Source organism: Roseicella aerolata (assembly GCF_020523605.1).
In the GTDB taxonomy this organism is placed as follows: domain Bacteria; phylum Pseudomonadota; class Alphaproteobacteria; order Acetobacterales; family Acetobacteraceae; genus Paracraurococcus; species Paracraurococcus aerolatus.
Window position 1 is genome coordinate 48,931 of record NZ_JAJAQI010000009.1, and the last position, 20,285, is coordinate 69,215.

Below are 20,285 nucleotides of genomic sequence, written 5' to 3' on the forward strand. Positions count from 1 at the left end.
GTTGCGACCGCGTGAAACGGGGGGTGATCTGCGGGCGGGGCGGGCGCTGGCCGAGCCCTAACCCGCCCTCAACGTTGCCATCGCCTCCGCCCGGCCGAACAGCCGCAGCAGCACCTGCGTTGCCTGGCCGCGCGGTCCCTGCAGCAGCGGGTCCTTCTCCAGCAGCAGGGCGGCGTCGCGGTTGGCCATGATGATCAACCCTTCCTGCGCCTCGCCTTCGGCAAGGCCCAGCCGGAAGACCGGCGCGCCGGACTGCCGCGTCCCCAGCGCCTCGCCGCCGCCGCGCAGGCGGAAATCCGCATCGGCGATGGCGAAGCCATCCTCCGTGTCCCGCAGGATCAGCAGCCGCTCGCGGGAGGTCATGCCGAGCGCCTCGTCATAGAGCAGCATGCAATAGCTGGCCGCCGCGCCGCGCCCGACCCGGCCGCGCAGCTGGTGAAGCTGCGCCAGGCCGAAGCGGTCGGCATGCTCCACCACCATCACCGTCGCCTCCGGCACGTCCACGCCCACCTCGATGACGGTGGTCGCCACCAGCAGCTTGGTGCGGCCGGCGGCGAGGTCACGGAGCGCGGCCTCCCGCACCTCCGGATCCAGCTGGCCATGGGCGAGGCCGACCTGGCCGGGGAAGCGCTCGGAGAGCTCGGCGAAGCGGGTCTCGGCGGCCGCGATGTCGATGGCGTCGCTCTCGGCCACATGCGGGCAAACCCAGTAGACCCGGGCGCCGCGGGCCATGGCGCGGCCGACCGCGGCGACGACGTCCGGCAATTGCCGCAGCCCGTGCAGGGTGGTGGTGATGGGCTGCCGCCCCGCCGGCTTGCCGGAGAGCCGGCTGACCGCCATCTCGCCCCACTGGGTCAGCAGCAGGGTGCGGGGGATGGGCGTCGCGGTCATCACCAGCATGTCGGCGGCGTCGCCCTTCTCGGCCAGCATCAGCCGCTGCGCGACGCCGAAGCGGTGCTGCTCATCCACCACGGCGAGGCCGAGGTCGCGGAAGACCACCCCCTCCTGGAACAGGGCATGGGTGCCGACCACGATATCCACCGCGCCGCTGGCGAGGCCCCCCAGCACCCGCTTGCGCTGCGCCCCCTTCACGCTGCCGGCCAGCAGTTCCACCCGGATGCCGGCCGGGGTGCAGAGGCGGTCGAGTGTGCGGATATGCTGCCGCGCCAGCAGCTCGGTCGGCGCCATCAGCGCGGCCTGGGCACCGGCCTCCACCGCCCGGAGCATGGCGAACACCGCGACCAGCGTCTTGCCGGCACCGACATCGCCCTGCAGCAGCCGCAGCATCCGGTGCGGGGCGGCGAGGTCGGCATCGATCTCCGACAGGGCATGCGCCTGGGAGGGGGTGAGGTCATGCCCGAAGGCGGCCAGCGCCTGGGCACGGAGGCGGCCGTCACCGGCCAGCGCCCGGCCGGCCCGCAGCCTTACCCGCCGTCGCACCAGCGCCAGCGCCAATTGCCCGGCCAGGGCCTCGTCATAGGCGAGCCGGGCGCGGATGGGCGGCTCCGGCGCCCTTTCGGGCTGCTGCACCGCCCGCAGCGCGGTGGCGAAGCCTGGCCAACCCTCCCGCCGCAGCAGGGCGGCGTCGTGCCATTCGGGCAGCTCCGGCAGCCGGTCCAGCGCCGCCGCCATCGCCTTGGCCACCTGCGACAGCCGCAGGTCCTTCACCAGCGGCCAGACCGGCTCCAGCTCCGGCAGACCCTCCGGCCCGGTGGCGGAGAGGGGGTTGATCATGGACCAGACCCCGCCCTCGGTCTTCACCTTTCCGGCAAAGAGCCGCTCGGTCCCCGGTGGCAGCAGCTTCTGCAGCCAGGCGAGGTTGCCGTTGATGTAGCGGATCAGCAGGCGCTTGCCGCCGGCCTCGGCCCGCACCTCCACATAGGGCCGGCCAAGCTTCGACCGGGCCGCCCGCAGGGAGACGACGAGCGCGGGCAGGATCACCTCGGCGTCCAGCGGGGCCTCGAGCGGGCTGTCGATCCGGATGCGCTGCGCGTAGCGCTCGGGCAGGTGAAAGAGCAGGTCGAGCACCCGCTCGCCGCCCACCGCCTCCTTCAACCGTTTGGCGATCGCCGGCCCCACCCCCGGCAGCTCGGCCAGGGGGGCGAAAAGCGGCGCCAGGGGCGGATCGGCCTCCTTCTCCTCGGTCACGCGCAACTTCCACCGCTGATGCCGCGTCGGGCTGACAGGATTCCCATCCCCCCCTATATGCCAGCGGCTCAGCCCCGTGACGACATGCCGACCGAAACAGAAACCCTCGATCCCCGCCGCCGCCGGCTTCTCTTCCGCGCCCATCACCGCGGGACGAAGGAGGCCGACCTGATGATTGGCCGCTTCGTAGCGGCCCATATCGCGGCCTTCACCACCGCCGAGCTGGACGAGCTGGAGGCGGTGCTGGAATACCCCGATGTGGACCTGGCCGACTGGCTCTCCGGCCGCCGGCCCATTCCGCCCGAGTGCCGGACCCCCATGCTGGACCGCATGGCGGTGGAATGCGCCGGCACCGGTGCCGGCCTGCCCGAGGAACTCCGACCGCGATGAGCGAGGTGCAGGACCGTGCCCAGGGGCTCATCGTCCATGGCGCGCCGGAGGGGTTCGACGCCCTGCTGCTGTCCCGGCGGCGCGCCGAGACCGAGGGGCCGGTCCTGCATGTCTGCCGTGACGACGCGCGCACCGCCCGGCTGGCCGAGGCGCTGGGCTTCTTCGCCCCCGAGGTCGAGGTGCTGCGCTTTCCGGCCTGGGACTGTCTGCCCTATGACCGCGTCTCCCCAAACCCTGAGATCGTGGCCGAGCGGGTTGCAACCCTGACCCGGCTGCTGGAGCCGGGCACCCGGCCGCGCATCGTCGTCACCACCGTCAATGCCCTGGTGCAGAAGGTCCCGCCGCGGGAGGTCTTCCTCGGCGCCACCCTGCTGCTGCGGAAAGGCGGCCGGGTCGCCCCGGAGAAGCTGACGGCCTTCCTGGAGGCCAATGGCTACGGCCGCACCGGCACGGTCATGGAGCCGGGCGAGTATGCCGTGCGCGGCGGCATCATCGACCTCTTTCCGGCCGGTGAGCCGGATCCGGTGAGGCTTGACCTGTTCGGTGACGAGATCGAGAGCCTGCGGCGCTTCGACACCGGCACCCAGCGCAGCGGGGAGGCGCTGGCGGAACTGTGGCTACGCCCGGTGGGGGAGGTGTTCCTCGACGAGGCCTCGATCGCCCGCTTCCGCACCGCCTACCGCGAGCTCTTCGGCAATGCCGCGGCCGAGGACCCGCTCTATGTCTCGGTCAGCGCCGGGCGGAAGCATCCTGGCATGGAGCACTGGGCCGGGCTGTTCCACGAGCGGATGGAGACCTTGCTCGACTACCTCCCCGGTGCGTCGGTCAGCCTGGACCACCAGGCCGAGGACGTGCTGGCAGCGCGGCTCGAGATGATCGAGGACCACTACCAAGCCCGCCGGCAGCCGGTGCGCAGCAGCGAGGGAGAGGTGCCCTACCGGCCGGCGCCGCCCGGCGGTCTCCATCTGACGCGTGCTGCCTGGGACCGGATGCTGGGGCAGGGGCCGCTCTTCCGCTTCTCCCCCTTCGCCCAGCCGGATGGCGCGGAAGGGATCGAGGCCGGCGGCCGCCCGGGGCGGCTCTTCACCGAGGTCCGCAACACCGGTGGCAATGTTTTCCAGGCCCTCGCCGAGCATGCCCAGGCGATGCTGGAGCAGGCGCGGCGGCCGGTGGTCGCCGCCTGGACCCGCGGCTCGCGCGAGCGGCTGGGCAACCTGCTGCGGGAGAACAAGGTCGCGGCCCAGGCGGTCGAGGACTTCTCCGAGATCGGCAGGCTGCCCAAGGGCGTGGTGGCGCTGGCGGTGCTGGGGCTGGAACGCGGCTTCCTCGCCCCCGCCGCCGCGACCGGCGCCGGCTTCGGCCTCTCGGTCGTCGGTGAGCAGGACCTGCTGGGCGAGCGGATCGCCCGCCCGCCGCGCCGGCGCAAGCGCGCCGACCAGTTCATCGCCGACGCGACGGGCATCGAGCAGGGCGACCTGGTGGTGCACCAGGACCATGGCATCGGCCGCTATGACGGGCTGGAGACCCTGCAGGTCAACGGCGCGCCGCATGACTGCCTGCGGCTGATCTATGAGGGCGGCGACAAGCTCTTCCTGCCGGTCGAGAATATCGAGGTGCTGTCGCGCTTCGGCTCCGAGACCCAGGGCGTGGCGCTCGACAGGCTGGGCGGCTCCTCCTGGCAGTCGCGCAAGGCCAGGGCCAAGCAGCGCATCCAGGACATGGCCGGGCAGCTCATCCGCATCGCCGCGGAACGCGCGACCCGCGAAGGCACGCTGGCGGCCCCGCCCGAAGGCGCCTGGGACGAGTTCTGCAGCCGTTTCCCCTTTGCCGAGACCGAGGACCAGCAGCGCGCCATCGCCGACGTGCTGGAGGACCTGGCCGCCGGCCGCCCCATGGACCGGCTGGTCTGCGGCGATGTCGGCTTCGGCAAGACCGAGGTCGCGCTGCGCGCCGCCTTCGTCGTGGCGATGTCCGGCGCCCAGGTGGCGGTGGTGGTGCCGACCACGCTGCTCGCCCGCCAGCACACCCGCACCTTCACGATGCGCTTCGCCGGCTTCCCCATCCATGTCGCACAACTCTCGCGGATGGTGACGGCCAAGGAAGCGGCCAAGGTGCGGGAAGGGCTGAAGGACGGCAGCATCAACATCGTCGTCGGCACCCATGCCCTGCTGGCCAAGGGCGTGGAGTTTGCCGATCTCGGCCTGGTCATCGTGGATGAGGAGCAGCATTTCGGCGTCGCCCACAAGGAGAAGCTGAAGGCGCTGAAGACCGACGTCCATGTCCTGACGCTGACCGCAACACCGATCCCGCGCACGCTGCAACTCGCCCTGACCGGCGTCAGGGAGATGAGCGTCATCGCCACGCCGCCGGTCGACCGCCTCGCCGTGCGCACCTTCATCATGCCCTGGGACGGCGTGGTGCTGCGGGAGGCGATCCAGCGCGAGAGGTTCCGCGGCGGGCAGATCTTCTGCGTGGTCCCGCGCCTCGAGGACATGGAGAAGGTCTCCGCCCGCCTGCGCGAGATCGTCCCCGATGCCCGCGTGGTCGAGGCGCATGGCCAGCTCGCGCCGACGCAGCTCGAGAAGGTCATGGCCGAGTTCGGCGACGGCAAGCACGACATCCTGCTGGCGACGAACATCGTCGAGTCGGGCCTCGACATGCCGGCCGTCAACACGCTGATCATCCACCGTGCCGACATGTTCGGCCTGGCGCAGCTGTACCAGCTGCGCGGGCGGGTCGGGCGCGGCAAGCAGCGCGGCTATGCCTACCTGACCTGGCCGGCCACCCACCGCCTCTCCGCCGCGGCGCAGAAGCGGCTGGAGGTGATGCAGACGCTCGACAATCTCGGCGCCGGCTTCACCCTGGCCTCGCACGACCTCGACATCCGCGGCGCCGGCAACCTGCTGGGCGACGAGCAGAGCGGCCATATCCGCGAGGTGGGCATCGAGCTCTACCAGCAGATGCTGGAGGAGGCGGTGGCCGACCTGAAATCCGGGCAGGGGAAGAAGCGGTCCGAGCTGGATTATGCCGGCGGCTGGACGCCCAACATCAATCTGGGCCTGCCGGTGCTGATCCCGGAGGCCTATGTGCGGGACCTGCCGGTCCGGCTCGGCCTCTATCGCCGTATCGGCGCGCTGGCGACCGAGGCCGAGATCGAGGCGATGGCGGCCGAACTCGCCGACCGCTTCGGCCCGCTGCCGCCGGAGGTGGAGAACCTGCTGCAGGTGGTCGCCATCAAGGCGCTCTGCCGGGAGGCAGGGGTGGAGAAGGTGGATGCCGGGCCGAAGGGCGTGGTGCTGAGCTTCTTCAAGAACCAGTTCCGCAACCCGGGCGGCTTGGTGAGCTGGGTTGCTGCGCAGAAGGGCCTGGTGAAGCTGCGGCCTGACCACAAGCTGGCCCTGCTGCGGGAGATGAAGCTGGAACAGCGCGTGCGGGTGGCGAAGGATCTGCTGGTGGCGCTGGCACGGGTGGCGGGACAGGCGAAGGCCGCGTGAGCCACCCGCTGCCGCGCGGATCCGGGAGTTCCAGGTTCTGGCCGAATGGGATTCGGGCGAATTTCCTTCGGCCGTGTTCGTGCAACAATAGCGTGAGCGCAAGCGGCCACGGTATGCAGCCGGAATGTCTGCTGCTGTCCCGCACAATCGCCGCACCGACCTCGACCTGCTGCGGGTCCTGATCTGCTTCGCGGTCATCCTCGCCCATGCCCTTCTGATCTATGCCGAGGAGCCGCGCTACCACGTGAAGAGCACCGAGCCCTGGCTGGTGGCGACGGTGAGCTATGAGGCGATGCGGATCGCCACCCTGGCGATCTTCTTTGTCCTTGCCGGTTGGTCGGCCGTCGCCTCCCTGCGGCGCCGGACAGCGGGGAGATATGTCCAGGACCGGGCGGCACGGGTGCTGGTGCCGCTGTTTGCCGGGATCCTGCTGCTGGGGCCGGTGATCAAGTGGATCGAGCTGCAGCAGGGGCGGGACCTCCGCCTCGGCGGTTTCCGGCTGGTGGCGCCACCGGATTATGGCTTCCTGGAATTCATCCCGCGCTACCTGACTCGGCTGAACCTGATGACCTGGTCGCATCTCTGGTTCCTGGCCTACCTCTTCCTGATCTCGCTGGCCCTGCTGCCGTTGCTGGTCTGGCTGGCGCGCCGCCAGCCGGAGGCTTCGGTGCCTGGCCGCGCAATGGCCTATGCGCCCGCCGCGCTGCTGGCCGGGCTGGTGGCCGGTACGGGTGGTTACTGGCCTTTCCTGCCCAATCTGGTGCAGGACTGGGCCAACCTGTCCTATTTCGCCGCCTGCTTCGCACTCGGCGGCGTGCTCTTCGCCTGGCCGGGGCTGGAGGCGCGGCTGCGCGGCGAGGCCTGGGGGCTGCTGGCGCTGGCGCTGGCCGGCCTGGCGCTGGTGGTGCTGGCGGGACCATCCGTCCCGGGGCGGATCGGCGTCGGGCTCTGCGCCTGGGGCGCGATCGGCGCGGCGCTTGGCCTTGCCGGGCGACATCCGCCGCGGCCCGGGAGGCTGCTGTCCTGGCTCGGGGAGGCGACCATGCCCGTCTACGTGCTGCACCACATCCCGGTGCTGGCGCTCGGCGTGCTGGTGCTTCCGCTGGGATGGGGGGAGTGGATCTCGGTCCTGGCGATCACCGCCGGGGCGACGGTGCTGTCGCTGCTGGCCTATCGGCTGCTGGTGTGGCCCTGGCGGCTGCCGCGGTGGCTGACGGGGATGGGGGCGGAGGCGCAGCTCCGGAACCCGGCGCGCTGAGCCTCGGCCCTGCCTCCGGCTGCCGTCACCAGGAGCAGTGGCCCCACCGGCCGGGGGGCAGCCAAGGCCTCACCCCTCCACCAGCGCCACGTCCAGCAGCCGTTCCAGGACCTCCGGCTCCTGCGCCCCGGCGATCGCGTGCCGCCCCGCCACCACGAAGCAGGGCACGCCGTTGATGCCGAGGCGATGCGCCCGGAGGTTGTCGGCATGCACCGCCTCCACCTCCGCCACGGTGGCCAGGAAGCGCCGCGCCGCCGGCGTCTCCAGCCCCAGCCGTCCGGCGATCAAGGCCAGCACGGTCGGGTCGCCGATATCGGCGCCCTCCATGAAATAGGCCTCGAAGATCGCCTCCACCATCGCATCCGCCGCGGCGAAGCGGCCGGCCCAGCGCACCAGCCGGTGCGCATCCAGCGAATGCGGTACCCGGCGGATGCGGTCGAAGCGGAAGTCCAGCCCCTCGGCCCGGCCGAGTTCCGCGATGGTGCCGTGCAGCCGGCGGGCCCGCTCCTCGCCACCGAATTTCCGCACCAGGTATTCCTGCCGCGGCACCCCCTGGGGCGCCAGGTCGGGGTTGAGCAGGAAAGGCCGCCATATCAACTCGGCCGCCACATCCGGCCGGCTCCGCAGCATCCGTCGCAGCCGGCGGATACCAAGGAAGCACCAGGGACAGACCAGGTCGAAGACGACCTCGATCGGCAGGCGGGCGCGGGGCGGGGCAAGGATGTTCACGGCATCATCCTAGAGCGGATCGCGGACGGGCGTGAACGCCCGGGAGCGTGAATCCGCTCGATAAGCGGAAAGCCATGGCGGATCGGTGTTCAGGGATGTCCGGTCCGCCACGGCCTGCCCGACCCACCCCGCTGCCAAACCTCCATCACGGCTTGCCGGCCAGGACATCGCGCAGGATGCCCGGCAGGGCCTCCGTCACCAGCCGCTCATCAGCCGAGCCCGCGCCGACCCCGATGAAGTACCAGGGGTGGGCCTCATCCTCCCAGCCCTCCGGCGTGAAGGGGCGGCCGAACAGGTCGTAGAGCCGGTAGCCCAGCCCGGCGAAGAAGCGGAAGTACTCCTCGCGGTCATAGCCATAGGTCCGGGCGGCCGTCTCGCGCGAGTTCTCCAGCACGATCACCGGCCGCGCCCGCGCCAGCGCCCGCTCGGCGCCCTGCAGGGCCCGGAATTCGCCGCCCTCCAGATCCAGCTTGATGAAGCGCCAGGGCTGCTCCGCCCCCTCCAGCAGGCGATCCAGCCGCACGGTCCTCACCTGCAACCGCTCGTCATCCGGCGCGAAGGGGTAGTCGCGCGTCTGCAGGCCGCTGTAGCCATCGGCATTGCGGATCCAGTGGAACTCCGCCATGCCCTCGGCATCCGAGACCGCGACCTGCTGCAACTCGATCTGCGGCAGCCCGCGCGCGACGGCGCCGGCGCGGAGCGCATCGGCGAGGATGGGGATGGGTTCGATCGCCAGCAGGCGGCCCCGCGGCCCGACTCTCTCGGCCATCGGGTAGGTGTGCAACCCGTGATTGGCGCCGGCATCCACCGCCAGATCGCCGGGCTGCAGCACCGTGCCGTAGAGGCCGGCGATGACGTCCTCGAACAGGTTGTGGCTTTCCTGCAGGGCAAAGAGGCGGGCGGGCTCCACCGTCTCGCCATCCGGCAGGTGCACCGGCGGCAACGGCGCAGGCGGTGGCCCGGCATCGGCCGGAGGCGCCGGGGCGCGGCCGGGCTTGCGGAACAGGAAGAAGGCGTCGTCCTCCCGCTCCGCCATGTCGAAGCCCATGCTCCGCATCCCCTCCAGCAGCGCGGTGCGGTCGATATCGGGCGGCGGGTACCAGGCGCGGAAGGTCTCCGCCCTCTCCGTGACGAAGCCGGCCCGCTCGGCCAGGGCGATGACATCGGCCGGGGCGTATTCACGGATATGCGGCGGGTAATTGAAGGCGTGCCGGCGCCGGAGCAGATGGCCGATCGCCTCGATCGAGGTGACATTCGGCGTGGTCAGCACCAGCAGCCCGCCCGGCCGCAGTATCCGGAAGCTCTCGCGGAACAGATTCGCCGCGCCGGAGTGCTGGAAGATCTGCAACTCGGCGAGGGAGGAGGTCGGCGTATGCGCATCGGGCAGGTGCTGCAGAACCTCCAGCGCCAGCACCGCATCGGCCGTCTCGGCGAGCGGCGCGCAGGGAAAGCGCAGGTCGCCCTCGACCGGGCGGAGCTGCACCCCACGCTCCTCCGCCAGGAAGGCGCCGAGGGCGGAGATGCCGCCGAGTTCCACCACCTCGCGCGCATCCTGCAGCGGGATGCCGGCGCGCCGCCAGGTCTCCAGGTAGCGTCGCCGATGCGTCTCCAGATGCTCGCCCGGCGCCTGCCGCGCGAGCCAAGGATCAAGATCGGCAAGGCCCGGATCCGCCCTGCGATGCACCACGGCGGGCAGGATCGCCGGCAGCGCCCCGCGCACCGCCGCCTCCTCGGCTGAGTCGGCGGCAACCGCGATGGTGTACCAAGGCCGGTCCGGCGGCAGCCAGTCCGCCGGGCCGAAGGGCCGGCCGAACAGGTCATAGAGCCGGTAGCCGAGCCCGGCGAAGAAGCCGAAATAGGCTTCCGGCTCATAGCCATAGGTGGCGGCCGCGACCGCGCGCGCATTGTGGCAGACCAGCACGGGCCGGTGCCGCGCGATCGCCCGGGTCGCGCCACGCAGCGCCGGCAGCTCGCCGCCCTGCAGGTCGAGCTTCGCGTAGCGCCAGGGCCGATGCTCGCCGGCCAGCAGATCATCGATGGTGGCGAGGGTGGCCGGGATCTCCTCGATCTCCGGCGTCACCGGGTAGGGGCGCGGGCGGAGCGCGCTGTAGGCATCGGCGTTGCGCACCCAGAGGAAAGGCGCGGTGCCGGCCTGCTCGGCCAGTGCGACGCGATGGATCGCGACTTGCGGCAGCCCGCGCCGCTGCCGGTCCAGCCGCAATTGCTCCGATAGCCAGGGGATCGGCTCGCAGGCAATGACACGCCCTGCGGCGCCGACCAGATCGGCCAGGGCGAAGCTGTCGCGCCCGCGCCCGGCGCCGCCATCCAGCGCGAGGTCGCCGGGCCGCAGCAGGGCGCGGGCAAGGCGGGCGATGATCTCCTCATAGGCGTCGCCATGACCGAGCAGCGCCGAGACGCCCGGGGGGAGCTGATCCATGCTCAGAAGCACCTTGTACCGCGGCAGGCAGCGCCCCTGTTCGGGCAGCCTGCCCGCGCCGCGATAGCAGAAGCCGCCGCCTCCTGGCGAGTTGGGGGATCGGCGCCGCCCCGCTCGCCTCCCCCCGGATACGGTGCGGCACCATCCCACCGCAGCCGCGGGGGGGGGCGGATTGGCTTCAGGCTTCGCTGACGATCTGGCTGCCGCCCGCCTCCTGCGCGCGGGTGAGCGCGGCGCGGGCGCGGCTCAGCAACTCCTCGGCCGAACTCCCGGGGCCGCGGCCGAAGGCGAGGCCAAGGCTGCAGCGGAGGGCCAGGGGGCCGGCCGCCGTCGGCACCGGCCGCGCCTCCAGCAGCCGTTGCAGCCGCTCCGCCGCGCGGTGGGCCTGGGCGGTGAAGATCTCCGGCAGGCAGACGGCGAAGCCCTCGGGCAGCCGTCCCACCAGGTCGTGGCTGCGCAGCCCGGCCCGCAGCCGGTCGGCGACGCCGAGCAGCACGGCATCGGCCTGCGCCGGGCCGTGCTGCTCGGCGATCGCGGCCAGCCCGTCGATGCCGATGGCAAAGAGCACCACGCCTGGCCCCTGCAGGTCGGAGAGGTCGAGGGCCGCCTCCAGGAAACGGCGCATCGCCTCCGCCGTCACGGTGCCGGTCAGCGGATCCCGCTGATCGTGCCGGTCCCGATCGATCATCATGTCTCTGGCCCAGCCTGTTCCAGGGCGCATGAACCGCGGTGTTCTTGCCGGATGCTTAACTCGTGCAATGGGTTGGCCGGCGAGGCATGCTGCCCCTCCGCGCCGGCGTGCGATCCGGCACAGATCCGCGCATCCTCTTCGCATGCAAAGCGAACTCCGCGGTCTCTGGCACGTCAATGCGCCGCCCGGTTCAGGCGCGGGGTGCATCCGATGTCCGCCGCCGACGATCCCGACAAGAGCCTCATCGACCGCCTCTATGATGCGGCCGCGGGTACCATCGGCTGGGAGGAGGCGCTGGAGGAGCTGAGGCGGCAGTTCAACGGCACGGTCGCCGCCTTCAGCATCGTCGGGCCGCATCTGGCCGGCCGCATCCTGCACACCGGCGTCGCCGACCCCGGCCTGGTCGCGCGCTACCTCGAGCGGTATGCCGGCCGGAACGAGTTGGCCGTGCGCACCGCCTCCCTGCCGGCGGGATCGGTCATCACCGATGCCGGCGTCATGCCGAAAGCCGAATTCCTGCGCACCGCCTTCTACAACGACTGCCTCCGACCGGTCGGCCTCCACGCGCTGATGAACTGCCGCGCCGCCTGCCAGCCGAACGGGGCGACGGCGAATATCTGTGTCTTCCGCACCGAGGCGCAGGGCGAATTCAGCGAGGAGGAGGTGGCGCGCTACCGGCGCCTCGCGCCGCATCTCTGCCGTGCCGCGGCAATGGAGATCCGGGTGGCGGAAGCCGAGGGCGAGCGGCGTGCCCTGGCCGAGGCGCTGGAGCGGATGCCGGGTGCGGCCTTCGTGGTCGATGCCGCCTGCACCGTGCTGCGGGCCAATGCAGCGGGCGCCGCGCTGCTCGCGGCCCGTGACGGGCTGCGGGCCGAGGCCGGCGAGGGCAGCGCGTTGCGGGCCGCGAATGCGGCGGAGACTGCCGCGCTGCGGCGCTTGGTCGGAGCGGCCGCGAACGGGACGGAGCGGGGCGCGAATGGCGCGGAGCATCTCTGCCTGCCTCGCCTCGCGCCGAAGCCGCCGCTTGTCGTCACCGTGCTGCCGCTCGGTTCGCATGGCGGTGCCGCGACCGGCCTGCCACCCGCCGCTGCCGCCCTGCTGTTGGCAACCGCGCCCGAACTGCCGGCCGAGCCGCCGCCGACCGGGCTGCTGCGCGATGCCTTCGGCCTGACCCGAGCGGAGGCGGAGGTCGCGGCGCATGCCGCGCTGGGCGAGGATGTGGCGCGGATCGCGGCGGCGCTCGGCATCACCCAGGGCACCACGCGGCTGCACCTGCACCGGGTGTTCGAGAAGACCGGCGTGCACCGCCAGGCGGAACTCGCCGTGGTGCTCGCCCGGCTGAAGCCCTGATCCTGCGCGGCTCGCGCAATCGGGAGAATTATTTTTCGTGGCATATATCATTCGTTGGACGAGGATGGTTTCCGGCTGACCTAAGTATTGTTCAGCGGCCGATGAAACCGGTCGCCACGGCGGCACACCAGGAGCTTCCTGGCGCGCACTCGAATATTCGGAAGAAAGACCTCTGGGACCATACTGGAGACGGACCATGCTTCGCAGCACTGCATTTGCATCTCTCGGTATTCTTGGCGCGCTCGTCGCCGCCCCGACCCTGACCCTGGCGCAGGCCCCGGTGGACCTGGTCGCCTATGCTGTGCCGGCCGGCAATGTGATCGGCGGCGGTGGTGCCAGCCTCAGCGGTGGCGGCGACGACCGGACCATCACCTACAGCGGCGGCGGTGCCGGCGGTGGCGCGCGCTACGAGCAGATCGGCCGTCTCGCCACCTTCGCTGGCAATGACGAAGGCCCGTACCTGCAATATGGCGGGACGCCGGCGGCGACGGGTGGCGGCCGCAATGCCTGGCTGACCGGCGGCGGCGAGGACTCCTCGGTCAGCTACGTCGATCCGGCGGCCCAGCCTCGTCGCTGATCGCCACTCACTTCGCCAAGCCTCCGGGACCGTGTTCACGCCGAAGATAGCGCGTGGACACGGTCCCTTCGTTTGAGGCGGGCCACGCATCCAGGCGTGGGGAAGGGCTCAGGCTCCGCGCCGACGGGCGCAGGCATCGGACAGCGAGTCACCCCCTCCCAGGCCGCGTCCTGCGTTCGGTCGCCGCGCCGCCCGTCCGGTGCGTGACCGGGCAAGGGGGCGCGATGCCTGCGCCTTGTGATGGATCAAGCTAGGCGGTGCGGCTTTTGCGGTCCAATCTCGCCCATCAATCCGCGGCAAGGCTGCCCCGCCAGCCCATGCCGACCGGAGCCGGCCTACTGATGCCGAGAGGAGGAACGACAAGACAATGACCGCCCAGCAGGACACCCTGTCACGCACCGGCACGGCGCCGGACCTCGACTACGATGCCATCGTCATCGGCGCAGGCCTGTCGGGCATGTACCAGCTCATCCGCCTGCGCGAACTCGGGATGCGGGCACGTGTCTTCGAGGCCGGATCGGGGGTCGGCGGCACCTGGTACTGGAACCGCTATCCGGGCGCCCGTTTCGATTCCGAGAGCTATTCCTACGGCTATTCCTTCTCGAAGGAGCTGCTGGAGGAATGGGACTGGTCCGAGCATTTCGCCCCGCAGCCGGAGACGCTGCGGTACTGCAACTACGTCGCCGACAAATTCGACCTGCGGCGGGACATCCAGTTCCACAGCCGCGTCGCCGCGGCGCACTGGCAGGAGGCGACGCGAAGCTGGACGGTGACGCTGGAGGACGGCGCCCGGCACACCGCGCGCTACCTGATTACCGCGATCGGCGTGCTCTCGACCCCGACCCTGCCGCGCTTCGAGGGGATCGAGGCCTTCCGGGGCCAATCCTTCCACACCGCGCGCTGGCCGCATGAACCCGTGGACTTCGCCGGCAAGCGCGTGGCCGTGATCGGCACCGGCGCGACCGGCGTGCAGACCATCCAGGAGGTCGCGAAGACCGCCGGCCACCTGACCGTCTTCCAGCGGACGCCCAATTGGTGCGCGCCGCTGCACAACCGGCCGATCACCGAGGAGGAGCAGGCGCGGATCAAGGACAGCTACCCCGAGATCTTCCGGCGCTGCCAGGAGACCTTCTCCTGCTTCATGCACACGCCTGATCCGCGCGGCACCTTCGAGGTCTCGAAGGAGGAGCGCGAGGCCTTCTATGAGCAGCTCTACGCCTCCCCGGGCTTCGGCATCTGGGTCGGCAACTTCAAGGACATGCTGACCGACCGGGCGGCGAACAAGGAGATCTCGGACTTCGTCGCCAACAAGATCCGCCAGCGGGTGAAGGACCCGAAGGTGGCGGAGATGCTGATCCCGAAGAACCACGGCTTCGGCACCCGCCGCGTGCCGCTGGAGACCCGCTACTACGAGGTCTACAACCAGCCGAACGTCCTGCTGGTGGACAGCAAGGCGACGCCGATCCGCCGCATCACGCCGACCGGCATCGAGACCAGCGACGCGCATTATGATTTCGACATCATCATCTACGCGACCGGCTTCGATGCCCTGACCGGCGCCTTCGACCGCATCGATATCCGCGGCGAGGATGGGCTGACGCTGAAGGAGAAATGGGCGGGCGGGGCGCAGACCCTGGTCGGCATGCTGGTGGAGGATTTCCCCAACCTGTTCATGCTGCTCGGCCCGCATACCGCGCTCGGCAACATCCCCCGCAGCATCGAGTACAATGTGGACTGGGTGACGGGGCTGATCCGCCATATGCGGGCGCAGGGGCTGACCCGCGCGGAGGCGAGGCCGGAGGGGGTGACGGCCTGGACCGAGCATGTGAAGAAGGTGGGTGCTGGCCTGCTCACCAACGAGGTCGATTCCTGGATGACCGGCGTCAACACCAATGTGGAGGGCAAGCAGACCCGCACCATCGCCCGCTACAGCGGCAGCGCGCCGGAATACCGCGCCTGGTGCGATGCGGTCGCGGCGCAGGGGTATCGGGAACTGACTCTCGCCTGACGGGACGCCGGCCTGCCGGGCCCAGCCCCGGGCAGCCGGACACGTTGTGGCTACCGTGGCGGTTTCGTCATTTCCGGCCGCTGCGGGACCGGCCGACTGCCCCCACATCGGCCCGGCAAGACCACCACAGGTGCGCCATGGTCACGCCCCGCCCCAGGCTGCCGCCGCTCCGGGTGGCCATGGCTGCATCGCTCATGCTCGCGCTTGCGGGCTGCGCCGCACGTCCTGCCGCCCCGCCCCCGGCCGGCTTCTCCGCCGATACCTTCACGCGCGAGGGCCTGATCAGCGGCGCGACCGCTACGGAGGCCGGGTGCCGCGCCCTTCCTGACGGGATCTGGGTGGATCTCGGCAGCCGCCGCGAATGCCTGCGCTACGCCGCCGGCGGGGCAGGGCAGCCCGCCCGGACGGCGATCGTGCATTTCCCGGGCGACCCGCCCGGCGCCGCCTATCGCTTCGCCAGCGGCCATGTCTATGTCGAGCGCGTCAATGCGTTCTACGAGCACACCGCCGCATCGCGCCGGCTGGCGGCGGAGACCCTGGCCGGTGCGATGCATGGCGCACCGGTCTTCCTGATGGGGCGGCCGGGCATGCATGGCTCCTCCGGCGACCATGGGCAGGACCGGCACACCCAGGCCGAGGTCGCGCTGGTCGATGCCGCGCTGACCGCGTTGAAGCGCCGCCACGGGATCGACGAGCTGGTGCTGTCCGGCTTCTCCTCGGGCGGGTTGCTGGTCGCCAACCTCCTCGCGCGGCGCGGCGACATCCGCTGCGCGGTCATCGCCTCGGCGCCGCTCGACCTGGCGCAATTCCACCGGCGGCCGGACGGGACGCTGACGGAGGATTTCGCGATGCGGGCGAGCGAACTCGCCGACCCCATGCGCAGCCTGGAGGAGACCCGTTCCAGCGCCACCATCTTCGTCATCGGCGACCAGCGCGACCGGAAGGTGCCGAACACGGCCTGGGCCGAGTGGGTCGCCGCGGCGCAGCGGCGGGGGCTGCGGGTCCATGAGGCCGCGATCGCCGGTGCCGACCGGCCGGAAACCGGCGCGCCCCGGAGCTTCCACATCACCGGCAGCCGCAGCCTGGAGGTGGCGCATGCCTGCGCCACCGGCTGGCCGGGCGAGCGGCTGCGGGCGGCCCTGCTGAATGGCGAGGCCATCCTCCGGCCGCAAGGCAGGCCGCTCGGTGGGGAGGAGATCCGGGCCGCCTTCGCCGGGCGCCACCTCTTCGGCATCACTTGGCCCTATTGGGGCACCCGGGTGACGCTTGCGACGCACTGGACCGAGCAAGGCGAGCGCCGCCAGTTCCACCCCGCCCATCCGGACCAGCGCATCGCGACCGGCCGCTGGTGGGTGGAGGGCGGCCGGCTCTGCACGACGGAGGAGGGGTGCCACGCCGTGCTTGCCGATGGGCGGTACCTGCATGTCGTCGAGGGCGAGCCGCCGCGCTTCTTGGCGAGCTACGTCGCGGACGGGCCACCGTGACCATGCCGGCCCGCATCGTGGCGGATCGGCAGGATCACCGGTGTTCCGCTGCGCCGCGGCCTTGTCGGCGCTGCGTGGATCCCTGCGATACGGGCCGGGGTGGCGGCGCCGGCCGCCTGCCGCGGTGGGCGGGTCACCGGCGCCCCCCGGTCAGCGGGACGCCGGGACCATCCGGCCCGCCCGCCGGATGCCGCACCGCCTTCAGCGGGCCGGCCCGGCCGGGTTGAGGTAGACGACCTCCCTGTCCTCGCCCCCGCCGAGCAGCCAGGCCTCGCGGCCGGGCGCGCTCTGCGGCGCCGGGCCATAGCTCCAGGAGGGGCTGCCGCCGGAGTTGCTGATGAAGGTGGCAACCCGGCCCGGCTGCTCATAGCGGGCCCCGCCACCGGCGCCGGTGGCGCTGTAGGTGATGGTGCGGTCATCCCCACCTCCGGCGAGGCTGGCCCCGCCGCCGCCGATGACAATGCCCTGCAGGACGGGGATCCGGTTCAGGTCGGTCGGCGCCTGGGCATGGGCGGGGAGCGCGGCGGCGAGGGCGCCGGCCAGCGCGAGGGATGGGAGAGCGAGGCGGCGGGTCATGGCGTGCCTCCGGCGTGGTTGCCGGGCCTGGCAAGGCGCTGTCTCAAAGGCGCGTCGGGACGGCTGGCCTCCGGCCACCCCGACGACCGGACCTTTCGGCTGGCAAGGGGAATGCTAGTCCCGGCGGCAGCCCGGCGCATCGCATGGCTGATATAGACTGGCAGGATTTCGCCCGGTCTTGCACGGCGGCGCCCTCCGAGGACGGCATTCGGCCTGCGACCCCTACTGCGCCTGGCGTTGTGCCGGACGGGACATCGCCGGTGGCGCATCCCGCGCCACCGGCCCGTGCCGCCGGCGCGCCCCGTCGCGCCAGGCCGGCCTCAGAGTTGCGGGCGCAGCAGGGCCCAGACCCTGTCGCCGAGCCGCTGGCCGCCTGGGCGGTCGCGCCAGGCGGCGAGGGTGACCTCCCGCGCCCGGGCGAGGTCGGCGTCGAACAGCGCGATCTGGCCGCGCGCGAAATCCGCATCGAAGACGTTGAGGTTCGCCTCGTCGTTCAGGCGGAAGGAGCGTTCGTCGAAATTGGTCGAGCCGACCGAGGCGAAGGCCTCATCCACCAGCACCAGTTTCGGGTGGTACATGCTGGGCTGATACTCCCAGATCCGCACCCCGGCCTCCAGCAGCGGCCCCCAGAGGTGGCGCGAGGCGCGGCGGACGAAGGGCTTGTCCATGTGCGGCCCGGGCAGGAGCACGTCCACCGTGACACCACGGCGGCGCGCCTCGACCAGGTGACGGATCGCAAGCTCGTCGGGCACGAAGTAGGGCACGCCGATGCGGATGTGCCGCTCGGCCGCGGCGATCGCCATCATCAGCATCAGGTGCATGGTGGTGGCGCCGCCCTGCGGCGAGCTGCGCACCATCTGCGCCGGCAGCGGCCCGGCTTCCGCAAGCGCCGGGAACTGCGCCGGGCCGCGCGGCAGTTCGCTGGCCACCTCCAGCCAGTTCTCCAGGAAGGCCGCCTGCATCTGCGCCACCACCGGCCCCTCGACCCGGTACTGCGTCTCGCGCCACTCCGTCTCGTCGCGCGCGTCGCCCAGCCACTTGTCACCGATCCCGACGCCGCCGGTGAAGCCCACCCGGCCATCCACCACCAGCAGCTTGCGGTGGGTACGATTGTTGAGCCGGTCGAGCGTGTACCAGCGCGGCCGGCGGAAGCGCCGTACATCGGCGCCCGCATCGCGCATCAACTGCAGCAGCGCACGTTCGGTCGGCAGGCTGCCGAACCAGTCGAGCAGCACGCGCACCTCGACGCCGGCCCTTGCCCGCTCGGCCAGCGCCTCGGCGAAGCGGCGCGCGCTCTCGCCGTCCCAGTAGACATAGGTCTCGAAATTGATGCTGCGCTCGGAAGCGGCGATGGCGGCGAGCATGGCGGGGAAGATGCGGTCGCCGTTGACCAGCGTCTCGACCCGGTTGCCGGGCCGGATGGACGGGCCGAGCGCTCCGTCCATGTCGCGCAGGAAGGCCGGGTCCCCCGCGCCATGGCCGTGGTCGAGCAACGCGCCGAGGCCGCGCTGGGCCGGCAGCAGGTTGAGGACGAGCAGGCTGGCGAGCGCACCCGCGAGGAGGAACGCGGCGTCGCGGAGGCGCCGACGCCAGGGACTGCCGGCACGCCGGGCCGCGCGGGCAGCGGCGTGCCGCATCGCGTTCAGCGGCGGCCGCCGGCCGGTGTCAGGCGCAGCACCTCACCATCGCTGTGCTCGGTGAGCAGCCAGACGGAGCCGTCGCGATGCACGCGCACGTCGCGGATGCGCCGATCGAGGTCGCGCAGCATCCATTCCTCCTCGACGACGCGGCCGTCCTCGAGCCTGGTGCGCACCAGGGCGCGCGCCGCGAGACCGCCATGCAGCGTCTGGCCGCGCCATTCCGGGAACATCTCACCGCGATAGACGGCAAGGCCCGAAGGGGCGACGGTGCGCCCAAAGATATGGACCGCCTGCTCCATGCCCTCGCGCTCCGTCCCGACGCCGACCGGTGCGCCGGAATAGTCCTTGCCGCCGGTGAGATAGGGCCAGCCGTAATTCTTCCCGGCCTCGATACGGTGGATCTCGTCGCCGGCCTGCGGCCCGTGGTCGTTCAGCCAGAGCATGCGGGTCTCGGGGTCGAAGGCCATGCCCTGCGGGTTCCGCAGGCCGATGGCGAAGACATGCGGGTCGTGGCCGTCCCGGCCGAGGAAGGGGTTGCCCTCCGCCGGGCTGCCGTCGTCCTTCATGCGGATGATCGAGCCGGCATGGTCCGCGGGCCGCTGCGAGCGGTTCATGTTGCGCCGGTCGCCGATCGAGAGCAGCAGGGTGTTGTCGCGCGGGTCGAAGGCCATGCGGCCGCCGAAATGCAGGCCACTGCCATCCGGGTTGTTCATCATGAAGATCCGGCGCACCTCTTCGAGGCGCGGCTGGTCGCCATCCTCGCCGACCAGCCGGCCGCGCGCGACGGCGGTGCCGCCGCCCTCCTCGGTCCAGGCGGAGTAGCTGAGATAGACGAGCCGGTTCTCCTCGAACTGCGGGTGCAGCGCCACGTCGAATAGCCCGCCCTGGCTGCGGTCGGTCGGCCCTTCATAGCGGTAGACCTCCGGCACGCCCTCGACCGGGCGGGAGAGGCCGCCGCCGCGCGTGCCGATGCGCAGCCGGCCGGCGTTGCGCTCGGTCACCAGGAAGCGGTCGCCTGCCAGGAAGGCGAGGCCCCAGGGGTGCTCAACGCCGCGCGCGATGGTCTCGACGCGCAACTCGCCGCGCTCGGTGCGCAAGCTGCGGGTCTCGGCCGCCTGCGCCCAGGCCACGGCGCCCGGTGCCGTCGCGGCGAGCAGGCCGGCCAGCGCCAGGGCACGTGGCAGGGCAGGAAAGGAAACGGGCATGCGGTGCTTCCTTGCGAGTGCGGTGGGTGACTGACCGGGCGGGGCAACGCCAGCGGGTCGCGCGCGGTTCGGGCCACGGACCTGCGGTGCCGCATCGGTCCGGGGGACCGGACATCCCGGCGGCGCCTGTCCGGCACGCCGCACAACCGGTTCGGCATGCCGGCGATGAAGGCGTGAAGGGCTTGAGGCGTTCGGGCAGAGGCTTGTGGCACGGCACCGGATGTCCGGGGTGGCACCGCAGAAGCGGCCGGGGAAGGGCAGGCGGCTCGGCGCGCCAGGCACGCAGCGCAGGATGCAG

At 71.7% G+C, this 20,285-nt stretch carries 14 protein-coding genes; 7 read left to right on the forward strand and 7 right to left on the reverse strand.

The window, feature by feature from the left end; translation table 11 throughout:
• Positions 1–57: 57 nt before the first annotated feature.
• A complete protein-coding gene (recG, locus tag LHA35_RS07815; protein ID WP_226606651.1) occupies positions 58–2,148 on the reverse strand; it encodes an ATP-dependent DNA helicase RecG in 2,091 nt (696 codons plus the stop codon).
• 84 nt (positions 2,149–2,232) lie between these two features.
• Between recG and LHA35_RS07820 the strand changes: the two genes are divergently transcribed.
• The 3 genes from LHA35_RS07820 to LHA35_RS07830 all read left to right on the forward strand — a co-directional run bounded on the left by LHA35_RS07820 (position 2,233) and on the right by LHA35_RS07830 (position 7,290).
• A complete protein-coding gene (locus tag LHA35_RS07820) occupies positions 2,233–2,538 on the forward strand; it encodes an FAD assembly factor SdhE (protein ID WP_226606654.1) in 306 nt (101 codons plus the stop codon).
• A complete protein-coding gene (mfd, locus tag LHA35_RS07825; protein WP_226606657.1) occupies positions 2,535–6,032 on the forward strand; it encodes a transcription-repair coupling factor in 3,498 nt (1,165 codons plus the stop codon). The genes LHA35_RS07820 and mfd overlap by 4 nt, the downstream gene beginning before the upstream one ends.
• Before the next feature lie 124 nt (positions 6,033–6,156).
• Positions 6,157–7,290 carry an acyltransferase family protein gene (locus LHA35_RS07830; protein ID WP_226606661.1) on the forward strand — a complete coding sequence of 378 codons (1,134 nt, stop codon included), beginning with the start codon at positions 6,157–6,159 and terminating at the stop codon, positions 7,288–7,290.
• 69 nt (positions 7,291–7,359) lie between these two features.
• On the opposite strand, the gene LHA35_RS07835 is transcribed toward LHA35_RS07830, so the two are convergent.
• From LHA35_RS07835 to LHA35_RS07845, 3 genes are all read right to left on the reverse strand, one after another.
• A complete protein-coding gene (locus LHA35_RS07835) occupies positions 7,360–8,019 on the reverse strand; it encodes a DsbA family oxidoreductase (protein WP_226606665.1) in 660 nt (219 codons plus the stop codon).
• 145 nt (positions 8,020–8,164) lie between these two features.
• The gene (locus LHA35_RS07840; protein WP_226606670.1) at positions 8,165–10,456 is read right to left on the reverse strand and encodes an FkbM family methyltransferase; all 2,292 of its coding nucleotides are present in this window, start codon (positions 10,454–10,456) and stop codon (positions 8,165–8,167) included.
• A 178-nt stretch (positions 10,457–10,634) separates the two neighbouring features.
• The gene (locus LHA35_RS07845; RefSeq protein WP_226606672.1) at positions 10,635–11,144 is read right to left on the reverse strand and encodes a GGDEF domain-containing protein; all 510 of its coding nucleotides are present in this window, start codon (positions 11,142–11,144) and stop codon (positions 10,635–10,637) included.
• A 213-nt stretch (positions 11,145–11,357) separates the two neighbouring features.
• On the opposite strand from LHA35_RS07845, the gene LHA35_RS07850 reads away from it, so the two are divergent.
• From LHA35_RS07850 to LHA35_RS07865, 4 genes are all read left to right on the forward strand, one after another.
• Positions 11,358–12,497 carry a helix-turn-helix transcriptional regulator gene (locus LHA35_RS07850; RefSeq protein ID WP_226606676.1) on the forward strand — a complete coding sequence of 380 codons (1,140 nt, stop codon included), beginning with the start codon at positions 11,358–11,360 and terminating at the stop codon, positions 12,495–12,497.
• A gap of 196 nt (positions 12,498–12,693) precedes the next feature.
• Entirely contained in the window at positions 12,694–13,074 is a 381-nt protein-coding gene (locus LHA35_RS07855) for a hypothetical protein (protein ID WP_226606679.1), read from the forward strand.
• Between the two features lie 367 nt (positions 13,075–13,441).
• A complete protein-coding gene (locus tag LHA35_RS07860) occupies positions 13,442–15,082 on the forward strand; it encodes a flavin-containing monooxygenase (RefSeq protein ID WP_226606682.1) in 1,641 nt (546 codons plus the stop codon).
• A gap of 179 nt (positions 15,083–15,261) precedes the next feature.
• The gene (locus LHA35_RS07865; protein WP_226606684.1) at positions 15,262–16,566 is read left to right on the forward strand and encodes an alpha/beta fold hydrolase; all 1,305 of its coding nucleotides are present in this window, start codon (positions 15,262–15,264) and stop codon (positions 16,564–16,566) included.
• Between the two features lie 201 nt (positions 16,567–16,767).
• Here LHA35_RS07865 and LHA35_RS07870 read toward each other — a convergent pair whose 3' ends face one another.
• The 3 genes from LHA35_RS07870 to LHA35_RS07880 all read right to left on the reverse strand — a co-directional run bounded on the left by LHA35_RS07870 (position 16,768) and on the right by LHA35_RS07880 (position 19,987).
• Complete coding sequence (locus LHA35_RS07870) at positions 16,768–17,142, reverse strand: hypothetical protein (RefSeq protein ID WP_226606688.1); 375 nt, start codon at positions 17,140–17,142, stop codon at positions 16,768–16,770.
• 320 nt (positions 17,143–17,462) lie between these two features.
• Positions 17,463–18,779 (reverse strand): phospholipase D-like domain-containing protein, encoded by a 1,317-nt coding sequence (locus tag LHA35_RS07875; protein WP_226606690.1) that lies wholly within the window; start codon positions 18,777–18,779, stop codon positions 17,463–17,465.
• Positions 18,780–18,784: 5 nt separating this feature from the next.
• Positions 18,785–19,987, reverse strand: a complete 1,203-nt coding sequence (locus LHA35_RS07880) for a PQQ-dependent sugar dehydrogenase (RefSeq protein ID WP_226606691.1) — start codon at positions 19,985–19,987, stop codon at positions 18,785–18,787.
• Positions 19,988–20,285: the final 298 nt, after the last annotated feature.

Bases quoted from the DNA above. Each gene is read 5' to 3' on its own strand.
- LHA35_RS07820 (WP_226606654.1), top strand. From the start codon at position 2,233: ATGCCGACCGAAACAGAAACCCTCGATCCCCGCCGCCGCCGGCTTCTC.
- mfd (WP_226606657.1), top strand. From the start codon at position 2,535: ATGAGCGAGGTGCAGGACCGTGCCCAGGGGCTCATCGTCCATGGCGCG.
- LHA35_RS07830 (WP_226606661.1), top strand. From the start codon at position 6,157: ATGTCTGCTGCTGTCCCGCACAATCGCCGCACCGACCTCGACCTGCTG.
- LHA35_RS07840 (WP_226606670.1), bottom strand. From the start codon at position 10,456: ATGGATCAGCTCCCCCCGGGCGTCTCGGCGCTGCTCGGTCATGGCGAC.
- LHA35_RS07845 (WP_226606672.1), bottom strand. From the start codon at position 11,144: ATGATCGATCGGGACCGGCACGATCAGCGGGATCCGCTGACCGGCACC.
- LHA35_RS07850 (WP_226606676.1), top strand. From the start codon at position 11,358: ATGTCCGCCGCCGACGATCCCGACAAGAGCCTCATCGACCGCCTCTAT.
- LHA35_RS07855 (WP_226606679.1), top strand. From the start codon at position 12,694: ATGCTTCGCAGCACTGCATTTGCATCTCTCGGTATTCTTGGCGCGCTC.
- LHA35_RS07860 (WP_226606682.1), top strand. From the start codon at position 13,442: ATGACCGCCCAGCAGGACACCCTGTCACGCACCGGCACGGCGCCGGAC.
- LHA35_RS07865 (WP_226606684.1), top strand. From the start codon at position 15,262: ATGGCTGCATCGCTCATGCTCGCGCTTGCGGGCTGCGCCGCACGTCCT.
- LHA35_RS07870 (WP_226606688.1), bottom strand. From the start codon at position 17,142: ATGACCCGCCGCCTCGCTCTCCCATCCCTCGCGCTGGCCGGCGCCCTC.
- LHA35_RS07875 (WP_226606690.1), bottom strand. From the start codon at position 18,779: ATGCGGCACGCCGCTGCCCGCGCGGCCCGGCGTGCCGGCAGTCCCTGG.
- LHA35_RS07880 (WP_226606691.1), bottom strand. From the start codon at position 19,987: ATGCCCGTTTCCTTTCCTGCCCTGCCACGTGCCCTGGCGCTGGCCGGC.